We start from the raw sequence: 18,834 nt of genomic DNA, 5'->3' as shown, positions 1-18,834 counted from the left end.
GGATCGTTAGATTTTAGTCATTATTGTAAGCGTTGACAAATAAGAGGGAGTTGATAGGATGTTCAAGAAAAAAATACTTTGGTTCATGTTAGTTTTTATCCTTCTTGTTCTTGAGGCATGTGGACCCACTGATTCTATGAGTAATGAGGATTCAATTGATGAAACAAATGGAGGCGAAGAAGCGGGAGATGGTAATGAGGGTGGAGAACAGGTTACTTTAACTTTATGGCATATTGAAACAGGTCCTTCTGGAGAAGCAATCGAGGCAGCAGTAAGTCGATTCGAGAAAAAACATCCAAACGTGACTGTAGAAGTTTCACAGCAAGAGAATGACCCATATAAATCTCAATTAAGTGTTGCGATGGGTGGCGGTAATCCACCAGATGTGTTCCATTCCTGGGGTGGTGGTTGGTTGAAGCAATTTGTTGATTCCGATCAAGTTGTCGATATAACAAATTCTGTCGATGCTAGTCTATATAACGAAGCAGCCTTATCTGTATCTACATTTGATAGCAAGATCTATGGTGTACCAGTGAGTATGGATGTTGTACCTGTTTTCTATAACAAACACATATTTGAGGAATATGGCTTGGAGGAACCAGAGACGTATGAAGATTTATTAAAAATTGTCAAGACACTAGTGGAGAATGGCATAACTCCATTTGCACTGGCAAATCAAACAAAATGGACAGGTTCATTTTACTTAATGTATCTAGCAGAAAGAATAGGAGGCCCAGAGTTATTTAATGAAGCTTTTGAGCGTTCTGGTAGAACCTTTGATGATGAAGCTTATGTAGAAGCAGGTAGTAAACTACAAGATTTAGTAGAAATGGGAGCTTTCCCTGAAGGTGTTAATGGCATGAACTATGACACTGGTCAATCTCGGCAAATGCTTTATACAGAGAGTGCAGCGATGATGACAATGGGAGGATGGCTAGTAAATAACGTACGTGAGGAGATGCCAGAGTTTGAAGAGAAATTAGGCTTTTTCTTATTCCCTTCAGTGGATGGTGGAAAAGGCGCGAAGAATCACGTCGTCGGTGGAGTATCTCCTGTGTTTTCTGTGGCGAAACAAGCGGAACATCCAGAATTAGCTGCTGAGTTAGTAAAGGAACTAGCGAGCTTGAAAACAGCAACAGAAATGTCCAATAATGCAGGTTCTATTTCTGCCGTGAAAGGGGTGGAATATGACGATCCTTACATCCAGGAGATGAGCGAGGTATTAGAGAACTCGAAAGCTATGCAAACCTATTATGACCAGACATTACCACCAGAGCTTGCACAGGTACATTTGGATACGACGCAAGCATTATTTGGATTGTCGATGACTCCGAAAGAAGCGATGGCAGAAGTGGAAGCAAAAGCGCAAGAGATATTAGAAGAATAATCAGAAAGAGAACTACATTAAGGATGTCTATCATGTAGTTCTCTTTATATTATCTAGGTGGTGATAGGGTGAGTAAAGCACAGGAATTTAGTATAAATGGTATGGCACGTGTTCGTAAAAGAAAGAAAAACAAAGATACTTGGGCAATTATAGGCTTTATTGCACCTGCTTTTATTATTTATGGTGTCTATGTCATTTACTCGATTTTTATGACTTTTTATTATAGTACGTTTAACTGGACCGGTATTGATGCTAATATGGTTTTTATTGGCTTGGAAAATTACAAACAATTGTTTCAGGATGGCGTTTTTTGGACATCGATTCAAAACAATTTTCTATTAGTTATTGCATCACTTTTAACCCAGTTGCCGGTTGGTTTAATTATGGCATTATTGCTTTTTAGTCCAATTAAGGGAATCAGGTTGTTCCGTTCAGTATATTTTATGCCCTTTTTAATGTCAACGGTAGCCATCGGTATCCTATTTATTTTTATTTATGAAGGAAACTACGGTTTGTTAAATTCTATATTGGGAGCTATTGGTCTAGAATCCTTAGAGACTGCTTGGATTGGTAAAGAAAATACAGCTATTTGGGCAGTAATCGCAACGGTTTGTTGGCAGTTTGCGCCGTTTTATATGATTCTTTTCAGAGCAACTATTGTTGGAATACCTGAGGAATTATATGAAGCGGCAGATATAGATGGGGCAAGTGGGTGGCAAAGGTTTAAAAACATTACGTTACCATTATTAAGACCTATCATTATCACTTCTGCCATTTTATCTGTAATAGGTTCTTTGAAATATTTTGATTTAATTTATGTTATGACTGGTGGAGGGCCGAACAATTCTACAGAATTAATGGCCACTTATATGTATAAACAAACATTTACAAACTTTAATATGGGCTATGGTAGTAGTATTTCCTTCTCGATGTTTATTATTGCTTTTATTGTGACAGCTTTCATGTTATTAGGTGACAAATCGAACGGGGGGAATGAATGATGATTAGAGTGATAAAGGGTATTCCGTTATATTGTCTGGCAATCGTAATTTTAATGGTAACCGGACTTCCTTTTCTGATTATGACTTTAACATCATTTAAAGGACAAATGGAATTCATGACTTCCCCATGGTCTATTCCTGAAAGTTTTTCATTAGAAAATTACTTATTATTAGTAGAACTTAATTTTTTCGGATATTTCGCCAACAGTCTAATAGTATCTGTGATATCGGTAATCATTGTGATTATTATCGCAGCAATGGCTAGTTATCCATTAGCAAGGTTAAAATTCCGTTTAAATCGTCCCATTTTTATCTTATTTATGGTTGGAATGATGATTCCGATTCATACTACCCTTGTACCGATTTTTATCTTAACCAATAAAATGGGGCTATATGATTCATTATTTGGACTAATTGGCCCTTATATCGCATTTGCTCTTCCCGTTTCCATTGTCATCTTCACACAATTTATGCGTGATATCCCAAAGGAACTGGAAGAATCAGCTAAGATGGACGGTTGCAGTCACTTAAGGTTATTCTGGAATATTATTTTCCCATTGCTAACACCTGCTGTCGCAACCGTTGCTATTTATAATTTCATTCATATTTGGAATGAATTTATTTTTGCATTAGTTTTAACGAATTCGAGCCAAAATGCCACACTTCCAATTGGTCTGCGAGAATTTTATGGAGAATTTTCTGTAAATATACCAGGAATTATGGCTACCCTTACCCTTGGAAGTTTACCACTTTTATTAGTATACTTTATAGCACAAGAGAAAATTGTTACAGGTCTTGCAGCAGGTTCCGTAAAAGGTTAAAGGAAGATTTGAAGATACTTCTCAGAAATGATTTATTATAATGAAACCATTAGCTCTACCTAATCGTAACTAATATTATGGAGGTTATGTTATGTTTAAAAAATTTATGAGAAAGATTTCACATGAGATGAAAAAGTATGGCAGTAGTAGTAAAAGACATAGATACCAACGTTACAGCTCTAGTAAAAGAAAACATCGCTATTACGGGAGCAGCAGTGGTCGTCGTCACCACCATCCTTATTCAGGTTCACACCGTTATAAGCGACGCGGGTTCTTTGGAAGTAGCAGTAGCTAACTACTAAACTCTTCCAATGCTTGGTTTACATCTATTTGTATTTCCTCAGCAGAAACGTAAGGTTTTTCAATTTGCAGTAACTTTTTCAAGATTCTCGTTGTGCGGATATGTAGATTTAATTCTTCGGTCCATGGCTGATTTTTTTTAGACTTACCATCATAGGTGGAGTATAGAATAAATAGTAAAAAGTCTCCTAAGTCATAGAAATCATCCTGGACCATTTCTTTCTTATTATCAGATTTTAATAATTCCGCTAGCCCAAAGTCGATTAAGTATGGTTGGTTGTGATGGATTATGACATTCGGAATTCTAAGATCTCGATGAGCAATTCCATGGTCATGTATAAATGAGACAAGTTTCACTAACTTTTTGAAAAATAACAAAGCCTCTTTTTCATTAAATTTCTTTTTCTTATTAAATAATGAATCCTCCAAATTAACTCCATCCATAAATGTCATCGAGAAAAATTTATTATTTTCATAAGTGAATGTTTCGAGTAAGCTAGGGATGCTTGGATGGTCTAGCTTTCTAAGTATGACTATTTCTTGCTTATACAATTCTTCATTCTCTTTCTTTTTACTTTTACGCAATTGTTTGACCACAAATTTCTGTCCTGTATTTACTTCCATACATAAATAAACAATCCCATAACTTCCCTCTCCTAATACCTTTTCAACCTGATAACGTTCGGCCAAGAGAAAGTTAGCGGGATATACCTTGTCCATAAATGCTTGCCGAATTCTTTTAATTATCCAATGTATTAGTTGCATAGTTACCTCATCGCTTTTATAAATAATAATACTATTATAACAAAAGAGAATAGCTAACACTATTTAGAAATTCTCACTAAAAATATCAAAAAACAGTATAAAATAATCAAAATAAACTATTTTTATATGGAATAATATTATGTACAATACATGTAATGTTATCGATAACGTATAATTAAGAAAGGGTGATATGGATGAGGAAGCTTCAAGTTAAGCTATTGTTAGTATTTTGTCTTATGTCGTTGTTAGTTGCATGCAATAATGAAAGCGCTTCAAGCGGAGAGGGTAATGATGGGGACAGTGATGGTCGTCCAACGATCCACTTTATGACTAACCTTTTAACTCCAAATGTCCCTAATGACAAAATCTTGACCAAGGTGGAAGAGGTCACAGGCTATAACTTAGAAATTGATTGGGTTCCTGATAATAATTATAATGAAAGATTAAATTCTGCTTTTGCCACAAATTCCCTTCCTGATGTAGTAGGTATCGGATTTCAACAAATTAATCAGTTTAAAGATGCTATTCGTGATGGTCAATTTTGGGAGATTGGTCCATATCTTGAAGAATATGAGAACTTGAGTAAATTAAAAGAAGAAATCATCAATAATTCCAAAGTAGATGGAAAAGTTTATGGAATATATCAGGGGCGTCCTTTATCAAGATCTGGTATTATTTACCGAAAGGACTGGGCAGATAATCTGGGTCTTTCAGCACCAACGACAACAGAGGAGTTCTATGAAATGGCTAAAGCATTTACTGAGGATGACCCAGATGGTGATGGAAAAGATAATACGATCGGCTTAACAGACCGAAATGATTTAATCTATGGTTCTTTTAAAACGATAGCTTCCTGGTTTGGTACACCGAATTATTGGGGAGAGAAGGATGGAGAAATAGTGCCTCAATTCATGTATCCTGAATATATCGAGACAATGGATTTTATCAAAAAATTGCATGAGAATGGATATATGAATCAGGATTTCCTTGTTACAAGTAAGGAAGATCAGACCGAGATGTTTAAAAACGGAACGGCTGGATTATACGTTGGTTCCATGTCTGATGTCAAAGCAATGTATGATGATGCATCAAAAATTAATCCCGATGTCGAATATGATGTTCAAAATTATGTAGAAGGCCCTCATGGGGAATATGGTATTTGGTCGATACCTGGATTTGGGAGTTTAATGCTGTTTCCAAAATCATCAGTTGGATCAGAAGAAGAGCTGAAAAACATATTGGAGTTTTATGATTATCTCATGACACCCGAAGTAGCTAATTTAGCGCTGTGGGGAGAAGAAGGGGTTCACTATGAATTAATCGATGGTCGAGCTAAGGTAATTGATCAAACAAAGTATGATGCAGAGGTTAGACCATATAAGATCTTTGAGATTGGTGAACCAGAAACAAGTGGAAAATATGAACCTTATAATGAATATGAACCAGCTATAAAAGCAATAGAGTTGGAAAAGGATAATGAAAATTATCTTATTAAAGATCCAACCGTCACCCTAGATTCGGAAACTTACGCGAAAAATGCTGGACAGCTAGATCAAATTATTTCAGATGCAACCTATCAATATATGCTAGGAGAAATGGATGAAGATGGATTCCAGGCAGCCATTAAAAAATGGGAAGAAGCCGGAGGATCGGATGTATTAAAGGAATTTAATGAGAGTTTGAAAAATCAATAAAATGGATAATGAATGGGTGGAATCAATTTAACAGGATGATGTTTTCACCCATTTCCATAAAAAGGTGAGGTGTTTCAATGGGAAAGATACTTTGGTACAATAATCCCGCTTCTAATTGGAACGAAGCATTACCAATTGGAAATGGTCGACTTGGTGGTATGGTATATGGTGAAGTAGTAAAAGAAAAAATTCAATTGAATGAGGATTCCGTTTGGTATGGAGGACCAAGAGATAGATTGAATCCAGATGCTCTAGATCATTTGCCTAAAATAAGAAAACTCCTATCTGAAGGAAAACTACAGGAAGCGGAGGAATTAGCTAGGTTAAGTTTCTCGGGTATTCCTATGAGTCAACGTCATTATGAGCCATTAGGTGAGTTGAATATTCTTTTCAAAGGATTGGAAGGTTTCAAAGATTATAAGCGAGAGCTTGATCTCGATACAGCCATCGTTAAGACATCCTTTTCAGTAGATAATCGTACCTACAAAAGAGAGGTTTTTACAAGCTATCCTGATCAGATTATGGTAACAAGATTAACTTGTACAGAAACTAATTCCATTACCTTCCAGTTGAATTTAGACAGAGGAAATAGTAGGAACTTAGATGAAAACAGTGCTCTTTCTGATACTAGTATCTTAATGACAGGGGAGACAGGTGGAAAAGGTGGTATTTCTTTTTCTACTTTAGTAAAGGTTATTGCAGAGGATGGAGAAGTGAACACGATTGGTAATCGAATATGTGTTAATAATGCAAGTGCAGTCACGATTTTATTAAGTGCTGCTACCACTTTTCGATACCAGGATCCTACACAGCAATGCAAGAGAACAATAGAACAAGTGAAAGTGATAGATGATGAGCTTTTGAGAAGGAGGCATATAGAGGATTATCAAAAGCTATTTCATCGTGTCGAATTAGATATCACCGATCATTCTGAGACAGCTGAATTTATACCTACTGATGAAAGGTTAGAAAACCTTAAACAAGGAGGAACAGACCTAGATTTAATCAGTATGTATTTTCATTTTGGACGTTATTTAATGATTGCTTGTAGCCGGCCAAACTCTTTACCTGCGACCTTACAAGGTATTTGGAATGATCAAATGCTACCACCTTGGGATAGTAAATATACCATCAACATTAATATACAGATGAATTATTGGCCAGCAGAAGTATGTAATCTCTCAGAATGCCATGCACCTTTACTGAAACATATTGAGAAAATGAAAGAGACCGGAAGAATGACAGCGCAAAAGATGTATGACTGTCGAGGATTTACCGCACATCATAATACCGATATTTGGGGCGATACAGCTCCACAGGATATTTATACACCAGCAAGCTATTGGCCATTAGGTGCTGCCTGGATCTGTCTCCATCTTTGGGAGCATTTCGAATATACAGGTGACATCGAGTTTCTTCATGAAGCTTATGAAACAATGAAGGAAGCTGCTTTATTTTTTGTTGATTATTTAGTAGAAAATAGCGAAGGATGGATGATTACTACACCATCTGTCTCACCTGAAAATACTTATTTACTTCCAAATGGCGAGAAAGGGAATCTATGTGAGGCACCTTCTATGGATAGTCAAATAATCTACGCCTTATTTACTAGCTGTATCAAAGCAAGTGAATTGATGAAAAGTGATGAGGTTTTTCGTCAACAATTGATCGATATTAGGGCAAAATTGCCAAAAATCCAAATAGGAAAGCATGGTCAAATTCAAGAATGGCTAGAGGATTATGAGGAAGCGGAGCCTGGTCATCGTCATATTTCTCATTTATTTGCATTACATCCTAGCAATCAAATTTCGCCAATAACTACTCCGGAATTAGCCAATGCAGCGGTCGTAACTTTAAATAGAAGATTAAAACACGGAGGAGGCCATACCGGTTGGAGTAGGGCATGGATTATTAATATGTGGGCACGTTTATTTAGGGGTGAGGATGCCTATCAGAATATTCTAGAACTATTAAAGCAATCTACCTTGCCAAATTTATTCGATAATCATCCACCATTCCAAATTGATGGAAACTTCGGTGGAACTGCTGGAATTGTAGAGATGATCGTCCAAAGTCACCTTCAAGAAATCCATCTATTGCCATCAGTTCCAAAGGCATGGAGAAATGGTTATGTAAAAGGGTTAAAAGCAAGAGGTGGTTATGAAATAGAATTAAAATGGGAGAATCATCGATTGCGATATGCTTCCATCTTTTCCAGCCAATCAAGAAAGTGTCGAATAAGGATTCCTTCATCTTATAGTGTTTCTATTGATGGATCTCCATTAACAGAGGTTGATGCTTGTTTATATGAGCTTACCGTTCGTGAAGGGGAAATTTACAGACTTGATTTTGCATAAGAATTGAAAACGATAGAAGAAATGCTCCGATGACAGTGCATTAAGAGGGGCATTTCTATTTAGGCCTAACTAAGATGAGGTGGATAATGAAATTAACTATTATTGGAATGGATGTGACATCAGCTAAAAAGATACTCAGCTGGAAATATGAAAAACCTTATGATTTCTATAATAATGAGGTGACGAAAGAAGAGCTGAAGGAAATACTTAATGGCTCATATAAAGCTATAACAGATAATAATGGTGATATGATTGGTTTTTTATGTATAGGTGAAGCAGCTCAGGTACCAGTCGGACATCAATATGGTGTCTATAATGATAAAAATGTAGATTTAGGGCTTGGTATGCATCCAAACTATGTTGGAAAAGGTCATGGGAATGAATTTTGCACATTTATCATGAAACACATAAGAGATGAATACCTAGAGGTCCCCATAAGATTAACTGTAGCAACCTTTAATAAAAGAGCCATTCATTTATATGAAAAACTAGGATTTGTAAAAAAGGATGAATTTACTACGGATATTGCAGCTTTTGTGACGATGATTAAAGAGGGTTAATTAAGGATGTGAGTGAATATAAAAACTTTCATACATTGCCTTCTTCATGATGACATTTTTACGAGTTTATGACATAATAATAGTGTTGAATAATGCAACAAGTTAGGAGTAATGTGAAATGATTAAGGCACTATTGATCGCACCATACTCAGGTTTAGCAGAAATAGCGAAAAAAACGGTCTTACCGAATGATGTTCAATTAGATGTTGTCATCGGAAACTTGGAAGAAGGGTTAAAAATAGCTCAAAAAGCTGAAAAACAAGGATATCAATTGGTGATTAGTCGTGGTGGAACGGCTACAATGATTCAAGATGCTATTTCTATACCTGTAGTTCATATCGATATTACTGGTTATGATATGCTGCGAGTGTTTACCCTTTTACGTGGACTTGAAGGTGGTGTTGCATTAGTCGGTTATCCTAATATATCAGAAGGCGCTAACACTATTTGCAATATTTTAGAATTTAATGTCAAAATGATTACGATTAAAGATAGAAAAGAAGTTAGAGGACATTTACAACGATTGAAACAAGCTAACTTTTCCGTTGTTATAGGGGATGTTATTACTGTTCAAGTTGCGGAAGAGCTTGGATTGCGGGGAGTGTTAATAGCATCTGGAAGGGAGGCGCTTATGGATGCTATCGAGGAAGGGAAGCGCGTTTATCATTTCTTTCGTAAGGTTAATCGTCATTTTAATTACTTGAGAAATGCTTTTACTAATACTCCATTGCCAATCGTACTATTGGACCAGCGACAGAACATCATTGCAAAAAATGCCAAATTCGATCAAGATATTCAACCTCAACAAGTCTCCAAATCTTCTACTATTGCGCAATTAATTCAGCGAGTAATAACAGGTGAAGGTACACATTGGACTGAATTAAGAGAAGGGGATAATTGCTATGATGTTCAAGCGTTTATCGTTAATAAAATTGAAGGAATTGTCGGATTAATATTCCATTCCCCTTTATTAAATAAAAAAATCCAATCCGTAATTATTTATAATAGTGTAGGTCATGTACCTATCCTTGGTGATAGTTCCTTTGCTCGAAGATTAAAGGAAAATATCGGACATTATGTACGTATTGATGAACCTATGTGTGTGATGGGTGAACAAGGTGTAGGAAAGCTTACTCTTGCAAAGGAAATACATTTTCAACGGTTTGGTCTGGATGCACCTCTAATGATAATTGATGGTGAAAAGGTAACAGATTCGGAGATAAAGACGATTAAAAGTAAAATAAATCGATTGGATAAAGGGACCCTGTTGATAAAAAATATAGAAAAATTGACTGGGGCATTATCAGCCACGATGGAAGAAGTCATAAGTTTATTCACTCATTTGAAAGTAATTACGTTAACGAACCGAACATTGGATCATTTAGTTGCAGAGGGAAGTTTCTCGAAAGAGCTTTATCAACAGATTATGAAGTATCCGTTACATATTCCACCATTAAGGCAGAGAAAAGACGATATCCAGGCATATGTTAATTTCTTTATTACGGAGTTTCACACGCGAGAAGGAATGGAGACATTGGGAATGAAACAAGAGGCAGTGGAACTAATGCAACAATATAATTGGAAAGGTAATCTCAGTCAATTAAAACAAGTTGTACGTGAATTAACGCTGTTATCAGATGGAAGCTATATTGAATATTCACAAGTGGATCAATTGTTAGCTCAATATGAAGACGAAGAGATAAGTGAATTATCCTTACAAGGAACATTAAAGGAAATTGAACAACAAATTATAAAAACTATCTTAGCAGAAGAAAATCATAATCAATCAAAAGCTGCTAATCGCTTAGGGATCAATCGTTCAACATTATGGAGAAAGCTGAAGTCATAATGTTTATTATGTTATAAAGATAAAAAAAGACTCGGAGATAATACTGAGTCTTTTTTTGTTGCAAAATAAAACACTTATTTTTTAAAATTTAAGTAATTTGCCTTTTTTACGAAAAAAGTGTTGCAATTTATAGTTATTTTTAATATAATCATAAATGTAAACGGTTTATGTTTTTTGTGTGTTGCAAAAGATAACAAATTAATTGTTGGGGGAGGATTTACTATGAGAATAAAAGCAACCTTAGAGAAAATACCAGGTGGAATGATGGTTGTTCCGTTATTACTAGCTGCAGTATTAAATACATTTGTACCTGATTTATTAAGAATAGGTAACTTTACTCAAGCGTTGTTTGTAGATGGGGCGAGTACATTAATCGCATTATTCTTACTATGTACTGGTGCTCAAATAAACGTAAGAAGTGTTGGTGTTAGTCTTGGAAAAGGCGCAACATTATTGGCAACAAAATGGATAGTAGGTGCTGCTGTAGGGTTGATTGCTTACATGTTTGCTGGAGACAATGGATTATGGTTAGGTCTTGCGCCAATTGCAATAATTGCAGCGATGACAAACAGTAATGGAGGACTTTATGTAGCAATGGTAGGTCAATATGGCGATAAGACAGATAGGGCAGCTTATTCGCTACTTGCTTTAAATGATGGACCATTCTTTACAATGGTAGCGTTAGCTATTTTTGGCGCAATGGGATTTGTTGATGGTATGTTCTCATTTGTATCCTTTATTTCTGTCCTATTACCAATTTTAGTTGGTATGGTACTAGGTAATCTAGACGTTGAGATGAGGGAGTTTTTAGACAAAGGAAGCTCGATGTTAATCCCGTTCTTTGCATTTTCATTAGGTATGGGAATTGATTTTAAAAGTATTATTGAAGGCGGATTATCAGGAATTATTCTCGGATTATTAACTGTGTTTGTTACTGGTACAGTTGGATACCTCGTATTTAAAGCATTAAAATGGAATCCGATTGCAGGTGCTGCAGAAGGATCTACAGCCGGTAATGCCGTAGCAACGCCTGCAGCAATAGCAGCTGCTAGTGCAAGCTTTGCAGTAAATGTTGATATTGCAACTGTACAGGTTGCAGCATCAACGGTGACAACTGCCGTTCTTCTACCATTTTATATTGCCTTTTTAGTGAAACGACTAGAGAAAAAAGGGGTACGTTTACCAGACGATTACGTTATCAATGAATGAGTTTAATATCGATAGAATGAGGGATCAACATGAGTAGACTATTAGGAATTATTGCAGATGATTTGACTGGGGCAAATGATAGTGGCGTACAATTAACTGAAAAAGGAGTCAAAACCTCGGTGTTGTTTGATATCCCTGAGCACTCTCATAATTTAGATAGTGGATTAGTGATCGATACAAATTCACGAGCATTATCGAATCAAGAAGCTAGGTCAATTACAAAGCAAGCCGCTTTATTTCTTAAAGAAGCTGGTTATCGCTATGTCTATAAAAAAATGGATTCGACATTAAGAGGTCATATTGCTACAGAGTTACAAGCACTATCTGAAGTGTTTTCGCCAGAGTTTGTTATCATTGCTCCTGCCTTACCTGCATATGGAAGAACAACTAAGGATGGGGTTCATTATGTGAATGGCATAAAGCTATCAGAAACGGAAGCTGCCAAAGATCCAAAGCACCCTGTTAGACAATCATATATACCAAGTTTGATAGAAGATGAAATTGATGAAGCGGTAGGTTTATTAACTACAGAAGATATAAAAGGATCTACTTTACAGGCAAAACTACAATCTTATCAAGTAAAAAATATTCAATATATTGTTTGTGATGCAGAATCTCAAGAAGAATTATTACAAATGGCACAAAAGGTTGTAAAGATTTCTGAAAATATCATTTGGGCAGGTTCAGCAGGTTTAGCTGAAGTACTGCCAGAAGTATTAGGAATTAGTCAAAAGATGGGGAAACATTCATTGACTAAATCTGAGCATGTTATGACAGTATGCGGAAGTTTGTCTCAAGTAACACAACATCAAGTACGGTTTGCAGCGGAACAGGCGGACGTTACAGCTATTGAATTAGATCCAATTCAAATGTTTACGAATGATTGGGAAATGCTAAAAGACAATCATATTGAAAAATGTGTAGATGTGATTAAGTCAGGTGATGATATTGTCGTTTATGTGCCTTCGAATGAACAAATTCGTGACAAGGTGAAACGAATTGGACGAAAACGAGATTTGTCTGACTATCAAATCGGAGAACACATCTCACAATCAATTGGTGAAATTGTTGTAGGGGTATCTGAGAGAAATAAGAATCTATCCGGACTTGTTTTAACTGGCGGTGATACAGCAAAAGAGGTTGCTCGTCAGTTAGGTGGAATTGGCTTTCGTTTGTTGAAACAATTGGAAGCAGGAATCCCGGTTGGTACATTGATCGGAACAGAGAAAGAATTTAGAATTGTAACTAAAGCAGGCGCATTTGGCAACCAACAGTCTATTTATCATGCAATGCAAGTATTGAAGGGAGTTTTAAACAATGAGTAAAAAGCCAATTATAGGGATTACAATGGGAGACGCTGCAGGTGTAGGGCCTGAGGTAATCGTGAAAAGTCTGCAACATAAAGAGGTTTATGAACAAGCTCATCCAGTAGTAATTGGTGATGCTAACATGCTAAAACGAGCTGCTGATATTTTGGATGTGGAGATTACAGTAAAATCGTTCGATCATCAAGCAGATTTTACAGAAACAGCTTTTGGCGAGATTGCATGTGTAGACTTAGATTTACTGCCAGAAAACCTTCCGTTTGGAGAGGTTTCTGCTGATGCAGGTAATGCAGCATTTCAATATTTGAAAACAGCCATTGAACTAGCAAATGAGAAAAAAATTGATGCGATTTGTACAGCCCCACTAAATAAAGAAGCGCTGCACAAAGGCGGCCATATTTATCCAGGCCATACCGAAATTCTTGCGGAGTTAACCGATACAAAAGATTTTTCTATGATGCTATCATCGCCTAAGTTAAAAGTGATCCATGTAACTACTCATATGGGCCTTATTGATGCGATCAACAGCATTGAACCCGAGCGTGTATACAATGTTATTCGGTTAGCGCATGATACCCTTTATAAATCAGGGATTAAGCAACCGAAGATTGGCGTTTGTGGCATTAATCCACATGCAGGAGAAAATGGCTTGTTCGGAAATGGAGAGGAAGAAGAAAAAATTGATCCTGCTATCCAACGTGCGAAGAAGGAAGGGATTGATGTCGAAGGAGCTTTACCAGCAGACACGCTGTTTTTCCGTGCGCAACGTGGTGATTTCGATATAGTAGTTGCAATGTATCATGACCAAGGACATGGTCCAATTAAAGTGCTTGGCCTTGAAGCAGGAGTGAATATTACGGTCGGACTACCCATTATTCGTACAAGTGTTGACCATGGTACAGCATTTGATATAGCAGGAAAAGGCATGGTTGATGATGGAAGTATGATCGAAGCTATACACCAAGCAATCGAATTATCACCTGAAAAATAATGAAAAGTGAAACTGGTCTATTTTTGGGATATAGACCAGTTTTTGCTACATTGTCATATCAATCCTTTTAATAGGTTGGCCACCCATTAGAATCCCAATACAAGTCATTTATTAATAATCTTGGTGCGCCATTATTATTGGCATCATATGCATGGCGGACAATTACATTATTATTATAAACATCCTGGTGACCTGGTCCGATCCAACGTTCATTACCAGCATCCAAGATGGTTCCTCCCCCATTCAGCATGTTCACACCATTTTTATCATAGTAAGGTCCTGTTATGTTTTTAGATCTGCCATAGGCAATTTTGTAGTCACTATCTACACCGCGGCAGCAGTGATCAAAGGATACAAATAAGTAATAATAACCATCCTTATAAGTGATGTTAGGTGCTTCAATGGCATGGTCTGATACATTTGGTCTTGCAGCAATGGAATAAATTTGACCAGTAGGTTTCATTGTATTAGGATCTAATTTCGTTAGTTTAATACCACTCCAAAATGAGCCAAATGAAAGCCATGGTTGGCCATTTTCATCTATGACTAAGTCTCCATCGATGGCATTAAAGTTGTCTGCTGTAGTTGAACGTATAACTAAACCATCATCTCTCCAGTTTCCAGATACGATGCTATCCGTAGAAGTTAAACCAATTAGTGAGTTGTTCGAGCCAAATGAGGAAACAGAGTAATAAAGCCAATACCTACCATTGTAATATTGAATGTCAGGGGCCCATTGATTACTTGCATGTAACGGAACATAAGTACTCCACCAGCTAAGCGATTGAGGAAAAATTACTGGTGTTGCATGCCAGTTTGATCCGTCAAAAGAACGTAAAACACGTACACCATTTTTATCAACTTCTCCGGTACCAAACGCCCACCAAGTACTACCTTCCTGTGTAATGGAAGGATCGTGTAGCATGGTATCTCCTGATATATCCCAAAAATCCGCTGAGACAACAGGAATAAATGTGATAGTCATAAAAAGGGATAAAAATAAAGTTTTCCAAATAACCTTTAAATTTTGCTTAGGCACCATCGTTTTCCTCCTTATTATTTGCTTTTTTAATCGTTACGGTCATCATACCCTATTAATGGAAGGGCACTATATTGCTTATTTTTCCTCCTTTCCTAATATATGTTAACAATATATTGTAAGCGTTGTCAAAATAAATTCATGCAGATATGTAGGTAAATATAATGATATATTTGATTAGTTGTTCGGTTAAGTTTGCAAAAGACCTATCTTATTAAGTTTGCCCTGTGTCTTTTAAATAGTTTTCATCTATTATATAATATTAGGTAAGCATTTTAATTTCGAAAACATAGTGTTACACTATGACAAGATAAACCGGTCCAGAAACGATGTGTGACTAAATACCATCTTAGCGAGACATGATGCTTCATGCATCCTTTCTGCAATTTAAAAGGGGATAAGGAAGGTAAAAATGAGTAACACACAGACAAAAACAGACGTTATCTTAATTGGTGCAGGAATCATGAGTGCAACTTTAGGTGCTTTATTGAAAGAGCTAGCACCAGACTGGAAAATCAAAGTATTTGAAAAGCTTGGCAAGGCAGGAGAAGAAAGCTCGAATGAATGGAATAATGCAGGTACAGGTCATTCTGCACTTTGTGAGCTTAATTACACTTCGGAAAAACCCGATGGTTCCATAGATATGACAAAAGCAATCAAGGTAAATGAGCAGTTTCAGGTTTCGAAACAGTTCTGGTCTCATCTTGTTAATAGCAATTTGATCGAAAATCCACAAGATTTTATTGTGTCCCTACCTCACATGAGCTTCGTACAAGGGAAAAGCAATGTCGATTTTTTAAAAAAACGTTATGAAGCGCTTTCTGAAAATCCTTTGTTTTATGGGATGGAATATACTGATGACCCAGTCAAATTGATGGAATGGATTCCATTAATGATGCAAGAGCGTAAGGTGGATCAACCTATAGCTGCTACCAAAATCGAATCTGGTACGGATGTTAATTTTGGTGCCTTAACCCGTAAATTATTCGAACATTTAGAAGCAAATGATGTTGATTTAAAATACAAGCATAGTGTTGAATCATTGAAACGGACGGAAGATGGGGCCTGGGAAGTAAAGGTTAGGGATTTAGAGACTGGTACGACTGAGCGACAAACTGCGAAATTTGTCTTTATTGGAGCAGGAGGCGGAAGTCTACATCTACTCCAAAAATCTGGTATTCCTGAAGGGAAACATATGGGTGGTTTTCCTGTAAGTGGTATATTTATGGTCTGTAAAAACCCTGAGGTCATTGCCAAACATCATGCTAAAGTATACGGAAAGGCAAAGGTTGGTGCACCACCGATGTCCGTTCCGCACCTTGATACACGCTTCATCAATAACAAAAAATCATTATTGTTTGGACCTTTTGCAGGCTTTTCGCCTAGGTTCTTGAAGACGGGATCCATGTTTGATTTGATCACCTCAGTAAAACCAGATAATCTTTTCACCATGCTATCAGCAGGTGCGAAAAACTTGTCATTGACTAAATATCTGATTCAACAAGTGTTGCTATCTAAAGAACAACGAATGGAAGAATTACGTGAATTTATTCCAGATGCAAAAAGTGAAGATTGGGATTTAGTTATTGCAGGCCAACGAGTACAGGTGATAAAAGATACGGAAGCAGGAGGGAAAGGAACGCTCCAATTCGGTACGGAAGTAGTAAGTGCAGAAGATGGTTCGATAGCGGCCTTACTAGGGGCTTCACCTGGTGCATCAACGGCGGTTTCCGTGATGCTACAGGTTTTGGAAAATTGTTTCCCTCAACAAATCAAACAATGGGAGCCAAGGATCAAAGAAATGATCCCATCCTATGGAGTGAGATTGTTGGATCATCCCGAGTTGATTCAAGATATTCATCTAAAGACGTCAAAAGCACTTGGATTAGTAAAGGAAATGGAAAGTCTAGAATAACGGCGTCTAGATTACATTCAAGAAGTTTACTATAAAAAACACAGATGAAACCCCATCAGAATTTATTGGATGGGGTTTGTTTTCTGCCTTTATTAAAATCTTGTAGACACTTCTATCAGTTCAAATATCTGATCGGTTATTTTTGCCTGTTCTTTATTTAACTATTCCTTTAAATTTTTTCTTCCAAATAATCATTCATAATTTTAGTCTAATTGCAAATGCTAATTATGGAGGGATTGATATGTCGAAAAATAAAAGGAAGCCAATATCAAATAGTGAAAAAGTAGCGAACAATCATTATAATGTCAACCATTACAATAGCCAGGATCAAACAGAAAAAGGGTTAGCAATTACTCATGAACAAGCATCTGACAATTACATGGAAGGTACAATAGACGCTAAGATTGACGAAACTAATGAAAACGATGAAGTAACAAGTCATGATGGGGAAGAAATTCCTAGAAAAGGATATGAATAAAATGGCTAGGAGAAATAAAATTTTAGTTCCAGAAGCCCGTCAAGGTTTAGATCTGCTCAAAGCAAAGGTTGCCAATACAAATGATCCTCAACGAGCGAAATATGAAATAGCGGAAGAACAGCATGTTGAGCTTAATCAAGGATACAATGGTAATATAAAAGCTAAGGATGCTGGGAAGGTCGGAGGTCAGCTTGGTGGTAAGATGGTCAAGGAATTAATTAAAATGGGCCAAGAACAGCTCCAACAGAAACAAAATGATTCTAAATAATATTAGAAAAAGATCGGTTTAACTGGAATAAGCTAAACTGGTCTTTTTATTATTTTCGAGACATTCACCCAAACGAACTTGCACGAATATAGTGGAGTATGCGTGAGGTGATCTAAATGAAGCAATTAAATTGTCAGGATATTGCTGTAGAAGAGTCCCTTTCCACTTGGCAAAAAGAAGTGCTCGAACAATTTAAAGCGAAAATGACTGATAAGAACGATCTTTTCCCATGTATTCCTGCTACAATAGGATTCTCATTGAATCAGTTAAGATATGGCTTTTTAAAAGATTCAATTAAGCACAATACGGTGCAGGAACTGGCAAAACTATTAGGGAATTTTACTGAACATGCAGATGAATACGGGGATTATACATCACTGATTGTTTTTTATGATTTACCAGAAGAAGTAAAGAAAACATATACGGTGGAGCAATATGAACAATTATTTTGGCAGCAGCTTAACGAGCTAGTAGAATATGATGAGATAGAGTGGCCAAATGAAATTCCGAGAGAAGCTCAGCATCCACTGTGGGAGTTTTGTTTTCATGGAGAAAGATATTTCATGTATTGTGCAACCCCAGCGCATAGTAATAGAAATAGTCGATCCTTCCCTACACTAATGCTGGCAATTACTCCAAGATGGGTTTTCCAAAAGTTTAATAAAACAAAACATGCAGATAAGATCATTCATCAAGTAAGAACAAGATTACAAGAATATGATACGATTTCAAGACATCCGGAATTAAGAACTTATGGAGATGAAGACAATTTTGAATGGAAGCAATATTTTCTGCGAGATGAGAACATTACTTTAGCAAAATGTCCATTTCATAATAAAAAATAGTAACAGGCATCCCTCTGTACTTTTTCGCTT

At 36.6% G+C, this 18,834-nt stretch carries 17 protein-coding genes; 15 read left to right on the top strand and 2 right to left on the bottom strand.

Features of this window, described 5'->3' with window-relative positions; translation table 11 throughout:
* Positions 1-58 precede the first annotated feature (58 nt).
* From ACZ5R4_RS06495 to ACZ5R4_RS06480, 4 genes are all read left to right on the top strand, one after another.
* A complete protein-coding gene (locus ACZ5R4_RS06495; protein WP_464368220.1) occupies positions 59-1,387 on the top strand; it encodes an extracellular solute-binding protein in 1,329 nt (442 codons plus the stop codon).
* A gap of 68 nt (positions 1,388-1,455) precedes the next feature.
* Complete coding sequence (locus tag ACZ5R4_RS06490) at positions 1,456-2,388, top strand: carbohydrate ABC transporter permease (protein ID WP_109984995.1); 933 nt, start codon at positions 1,456-1,458, stop codon at positions 2,386-2,388.
* Positions 2,388-3,209 carry a carbohydrate ABC transporter permease gene (locus ACZ5R4_RS06485; RefSeq protein ID WP_109984994.1) on the top strand — a complete coding sequence of 274 codons (822 nt, stop codon included), beginning with the start codon at positions 2,388-2,390 and terminating at the stop codon, positions 3,207-3,209. Before ACZ5R4_RS06490 ends, ACZ5R4_RS06485 begins: the two co-directional genes overlap by 1 nt.
* Positions 3,210-3,346: 137 nt before the next feature.
* Positions 3,347-3,511 carry a hypothetical protein gene (locus ACZ5R4_RS06480; protein ID WP_181397582.1) on the top strand — a complete coding sequence of 55 codons (165 nt, stop codon included), beginning with the start codon at positions 3,347-3,349 and terminating at the stop codon, positions 3,509-3,511.
* Here the strand turns inward: ACZ5R4_RS06480 and ACZ5R4_RS06475 are convergent.
* Positions 3,501-4,229: a protein kinase domain-containing protein gene (locus ACZ5R4_RS06475; RefSeq protein WP_464368219.1), complete on the bottom strand. Its 729-nt coding sequence runs from the start codon at positions 4,227-4,229 to the stop codon at positions 3,501-3,503. The genes ACZ5R4_RS06480 and ACZ5R4_RS06475 overlap by 11 nt on opposite strands.
* A gap of 239 nt (positions 4,230-4,468) precedes the next feature.
* On the opposite strand from ACZ5R4_RS06475, the gene ACZ5R4_RS06470 reads away from it, so the two are divergent.
* From ACZ5R4_RS06470 to pdxA, 7 genes are all read left to right on the top strand, one after another.
* The gene (locus tag ACZ5R4_RS06470) at positions 4,469-5,968 is read left to right on the top strand and encodes an extracellular solute-binding protein (protein ID WP_464368218.1); all 1,500 of its coding nucleotides are present in this window, start codon (positions 4,469-4,471) and stop codon (positions 5,966-5,968) included.
* A gap of 77 nt (positions 5,969-6,045) precedes the next feature.
* A complete protein-coding gene (locus tag ACZ5R4_RS06465) occupies positions 6,046-8,325 on the top strand; it encodes a glycoside hydrolase family 95 protein (RefSeq protein ID WP_464368217.1) in 2,280 nt (759 codons plus the stop codon).
* A gap of 86 nt (positions 8,326-8,411) precedes the next feature.
* Entirely contained in the window at positions 8,412-8,885 is a 474-nt protein-coding gene (locus ACZ5R4_RS06460; protein ID WP_277679745.1) for a GNAT family N-acetyltransferase, read from the top strand.
* A gap of 118 nt (positions 8,886-9,003) precedes the next feature.
* Complete coding sequence (locus ACZ5R4_RS06455) at positions 9,004-10,734, top strand: PrpR N-terminal domain-containing protein (RefSeq protein ID WP_464368216.1); 1,731 nt, start codon at positions 9,004-9,006, stop codon at positions 10,732-10,734.
* A gap of 222 nt (positions 10,735-10,956) precedes the next feature.
* On the top strand, positions 10,957-11,943 hold the full coding sequence (locus ACZ5R4_RS06450; protein WP_464368215.1) for a 2-keto-3-deoxygluconate permease: 987 nt from the start codon (positions 10,957-10,959) through the stop codon (positions 11,941-11,943).
* Between the two features lie 29 nt (positions 11,944-11,972).
* Positions 11,973-13,268: a four-carbon acid sugar kinase family protein gene (locus ACZ5R4_RS06445; RefSeq protein WP_464368214.1), complete on the top strand. Its 1,296-nt coding sequence runs from the start codon at positions 11,973-11,975 to the stop codon at positions 13,266-13,268.
* The gene (gene pdxA / locus ACZ5R4_RS06440; RefSeq protein ID WP_109984985.1) at positions 13,261-14,259 is read left to right on the top strand and encodes a 4-hydroxythreonine-4-phosphate dehydrogenase PdxA; all 999 of its coding nucleotides are present in this window, start codon (positions 13,261-13,263) and stop codon (positions 14,257-14,259) included. Before ACZ5R4_RS06445 ends, pdxA begins: the two co-directional genes overlap by 8 nt.
* Before the next feature lie 67 nt (positions 14,260-14,326).
* On the opposite strand, the gene ACZ5R4_RS06435 is transcribed toward pdxA, so the two are convergent.
* Positions 14,327-15,244, bottom strand: a complete 918-nt coding sequence (locus tag ACZ5R4_RS06435) for a glycoside hydrolase family 43 protein (protein WP_464368473.1) — start codon at positions 15,242-15,244, stop codon at positions 14,327-14,329.
* Positions 15,245-15,710: 466 nt separating this feature from the next.
* Here ACZ5R4_RS06435 and ACZ5R4_RS06430 point away from each other — a divergent pair, with 466 nt between their 5' ends.
* The 4 genes from ACZ5R4_RS06430 (at position 15,711) to ACZ5R4_RS06415 (ending at position 18,804) form a co-directional block, all read left to right on the top strand.
* Complete coding sequence (locus tag ACZ5R4_RS06430) at positions 15,711-17,213, top strand: malate:quinone oxidoreductase (RefSeq protein ID WP_464368213.1); 1,503 nt, start codon at positions 15,711-15,713, stop codon at positions 17,211-17,213.
* 241 nt (positions 17,214-17,454) lie between these two features.
* Complete coding sequence (locus ACZ5R4_RS06425; RefSeq protein ID WP_054860606.1) at positions 17,455-17,691, top strand: YozQ family protein; 237 nt, start codon at positions 17,455-17,457, stop codon at positions 17,689-17,691.
* Positions 17,657-17,959: a small, acid-soluble spore protein, alpha/beta type gene (locus tag ACZ5R4_RS06420; protein ID WP_464368212.1), complete on the top strand. Its 303-nt coding sequence runs from the start codon at positions 17,657-17,659 to the stop codon at positions 17,957-17,959. The genes ACZ5R4_RS06425 and ACZ5R4_RS06420 overlap by 35 nt, the downstream gene beginning before the upstream one ends.
* A 116-nt stretch (positions 17,960-18,075) precedes the next feature.
* Entirely contained in the window at positions 18,076-18,804 is a 729-nt protein-coding gene (locus ACZ5R4_RS06415; protein ID WP_277679146.1) for a YqcI/YcgG family protein, read from the top strand.
* Positions 18,805-18,834: the final 30 nt, after the last annotated feature.

The sequence above is a fragment of the Gracilibacillus sp. JCM 18860 genome (assembly GCF_055395245.1).
The sequence above is the reverse complement of the archived record's forward strand: the minus strand, read 5'-3'. Positions and strand labels throughout refer to the sequence as shown.

What these genes read in the sequence shown, in the direction of transcription:
- ACZ5R4_RS06495 (WP_464368220.1), top strand. Translation starts at nt 59, where the DNA reads ATGTTCAAGAAAAAAATACTTTGGTTCATGTTAGTTTTTATCCTTCTT.
- ACZ5R4_RS06485 (WP_109984994.1), top strand. Translation starts at nt 2,388, where the DNA reads ATGATTAGAGTGATAAAGGGTATTCCGTTATATTGTCTGGCAATCGTA.
- ACZ5R4_RS06480 (WP_181397582.1), top strand. Translation starts at nt 3,347, where the DNA reads ATGGCAGTAGTAGTAAAAGACATAGATACCAACGTTACAGCTCTAGTA.
- ACZ5R4_RS06475 (WP_464368219.1), bottom strand. Translation starts at nt 4,229, where the DNA reads ATGGACAAGGTATATCCCGCTAACTTTCTCTTGGCCGAACGTTATCAG.
- ACZ5R4_RS06470 (WP_464368218.1), top strand. Translation starts at nt 4,469, where the DNA reads ATGAGGAAGCTTCAAGTTAAGCTATTGTTAGTATTTTGTCTTATGTCG.
- ACZ5R4_RS06465 (WP_464368217.1), top strand. Translation starts at nt 6,046, where the DNA reads ATGGGAAAGATACTTTGGTACAATAATCCCGCTTCTAATTGGAACGAA.
- ACZ5R4_RS06460 (WP_277679745.1), top strand. Translation starts at nt 8,412, where the DNA reads ATGAAATTAACTATTATTGGAATGGATGTGACATCAGCTAAAAAGATA.
- ACZ5R4_RS06455 (WP_464368216.1), top strand. Translation starts at nt 9,004, where the DNA reads ATGATTAAGGCACTATTGATCGCACCATACTCAGGTTTAGCAGAAATA.
- ACZ5R4_RS06450 (WP_464368215.1), top strand. Translation starts at nt 10,957, where the DNA reads ATGAGAATAAAAGCAACCTTAGAGAAAATACCAGGTGGAATGATGGTT.
- ACZ5R4_RS06445 (WP_464368214.1), top strand. Translation starts at nt 11,973, where the DNA reads ATGAGTAGACTATTAGGAATTATTGCAGATGATTTGACTGGGGCAAAT.
- pdxA (WP_109984985.1), top strand. Translation starts at nt 13,261, where the DNA reads ATGAGTAAAAAGCCAATTATAGGGATTACAATGGGAGACGCTGCAGGT.
- ACZ5R4_RS06435 (WP_464368473.1), bottom strand. Translation starts at nt 15,244, where the DNA reads ATGACTATCACATTTATTCCTGTTGTCTCAGCGGATTTTTGGGATATA.
- ACZ5R4_RS06430 (WP_464368213.1), top strand. Translation starts at nt 15,711, where the DNA reads ATGAGTAACACACAGACAAAAACAGACGTTATCTTAATTGGTGCAGGA.
- ACZ5R4_RS06425 (WP_054860606.1), top strand. Translation starts at nt 17,455, where the DNA reads ATGTCGAAAAATAAAAGGAAGCCAATATCAAATAGTGAAAAAGTAGCG.
- ACZ5R4_RS06420 (WP_464368212.1), top strand. Translation starts at nt 17,657, where the DNA reads ATGGGGAAGAAATTCCTAGAAAAGGATATGAATAAAATGGCTAGGAGA.
- ACZ5R4_RS06415 (WP_277679146.1), top strand. Translation starts at nt 18,076, where the DNA reads ATGAAGCAATTAAATTGTCAGGATATTGCTGTAGAAGAGTCCCTTTCC.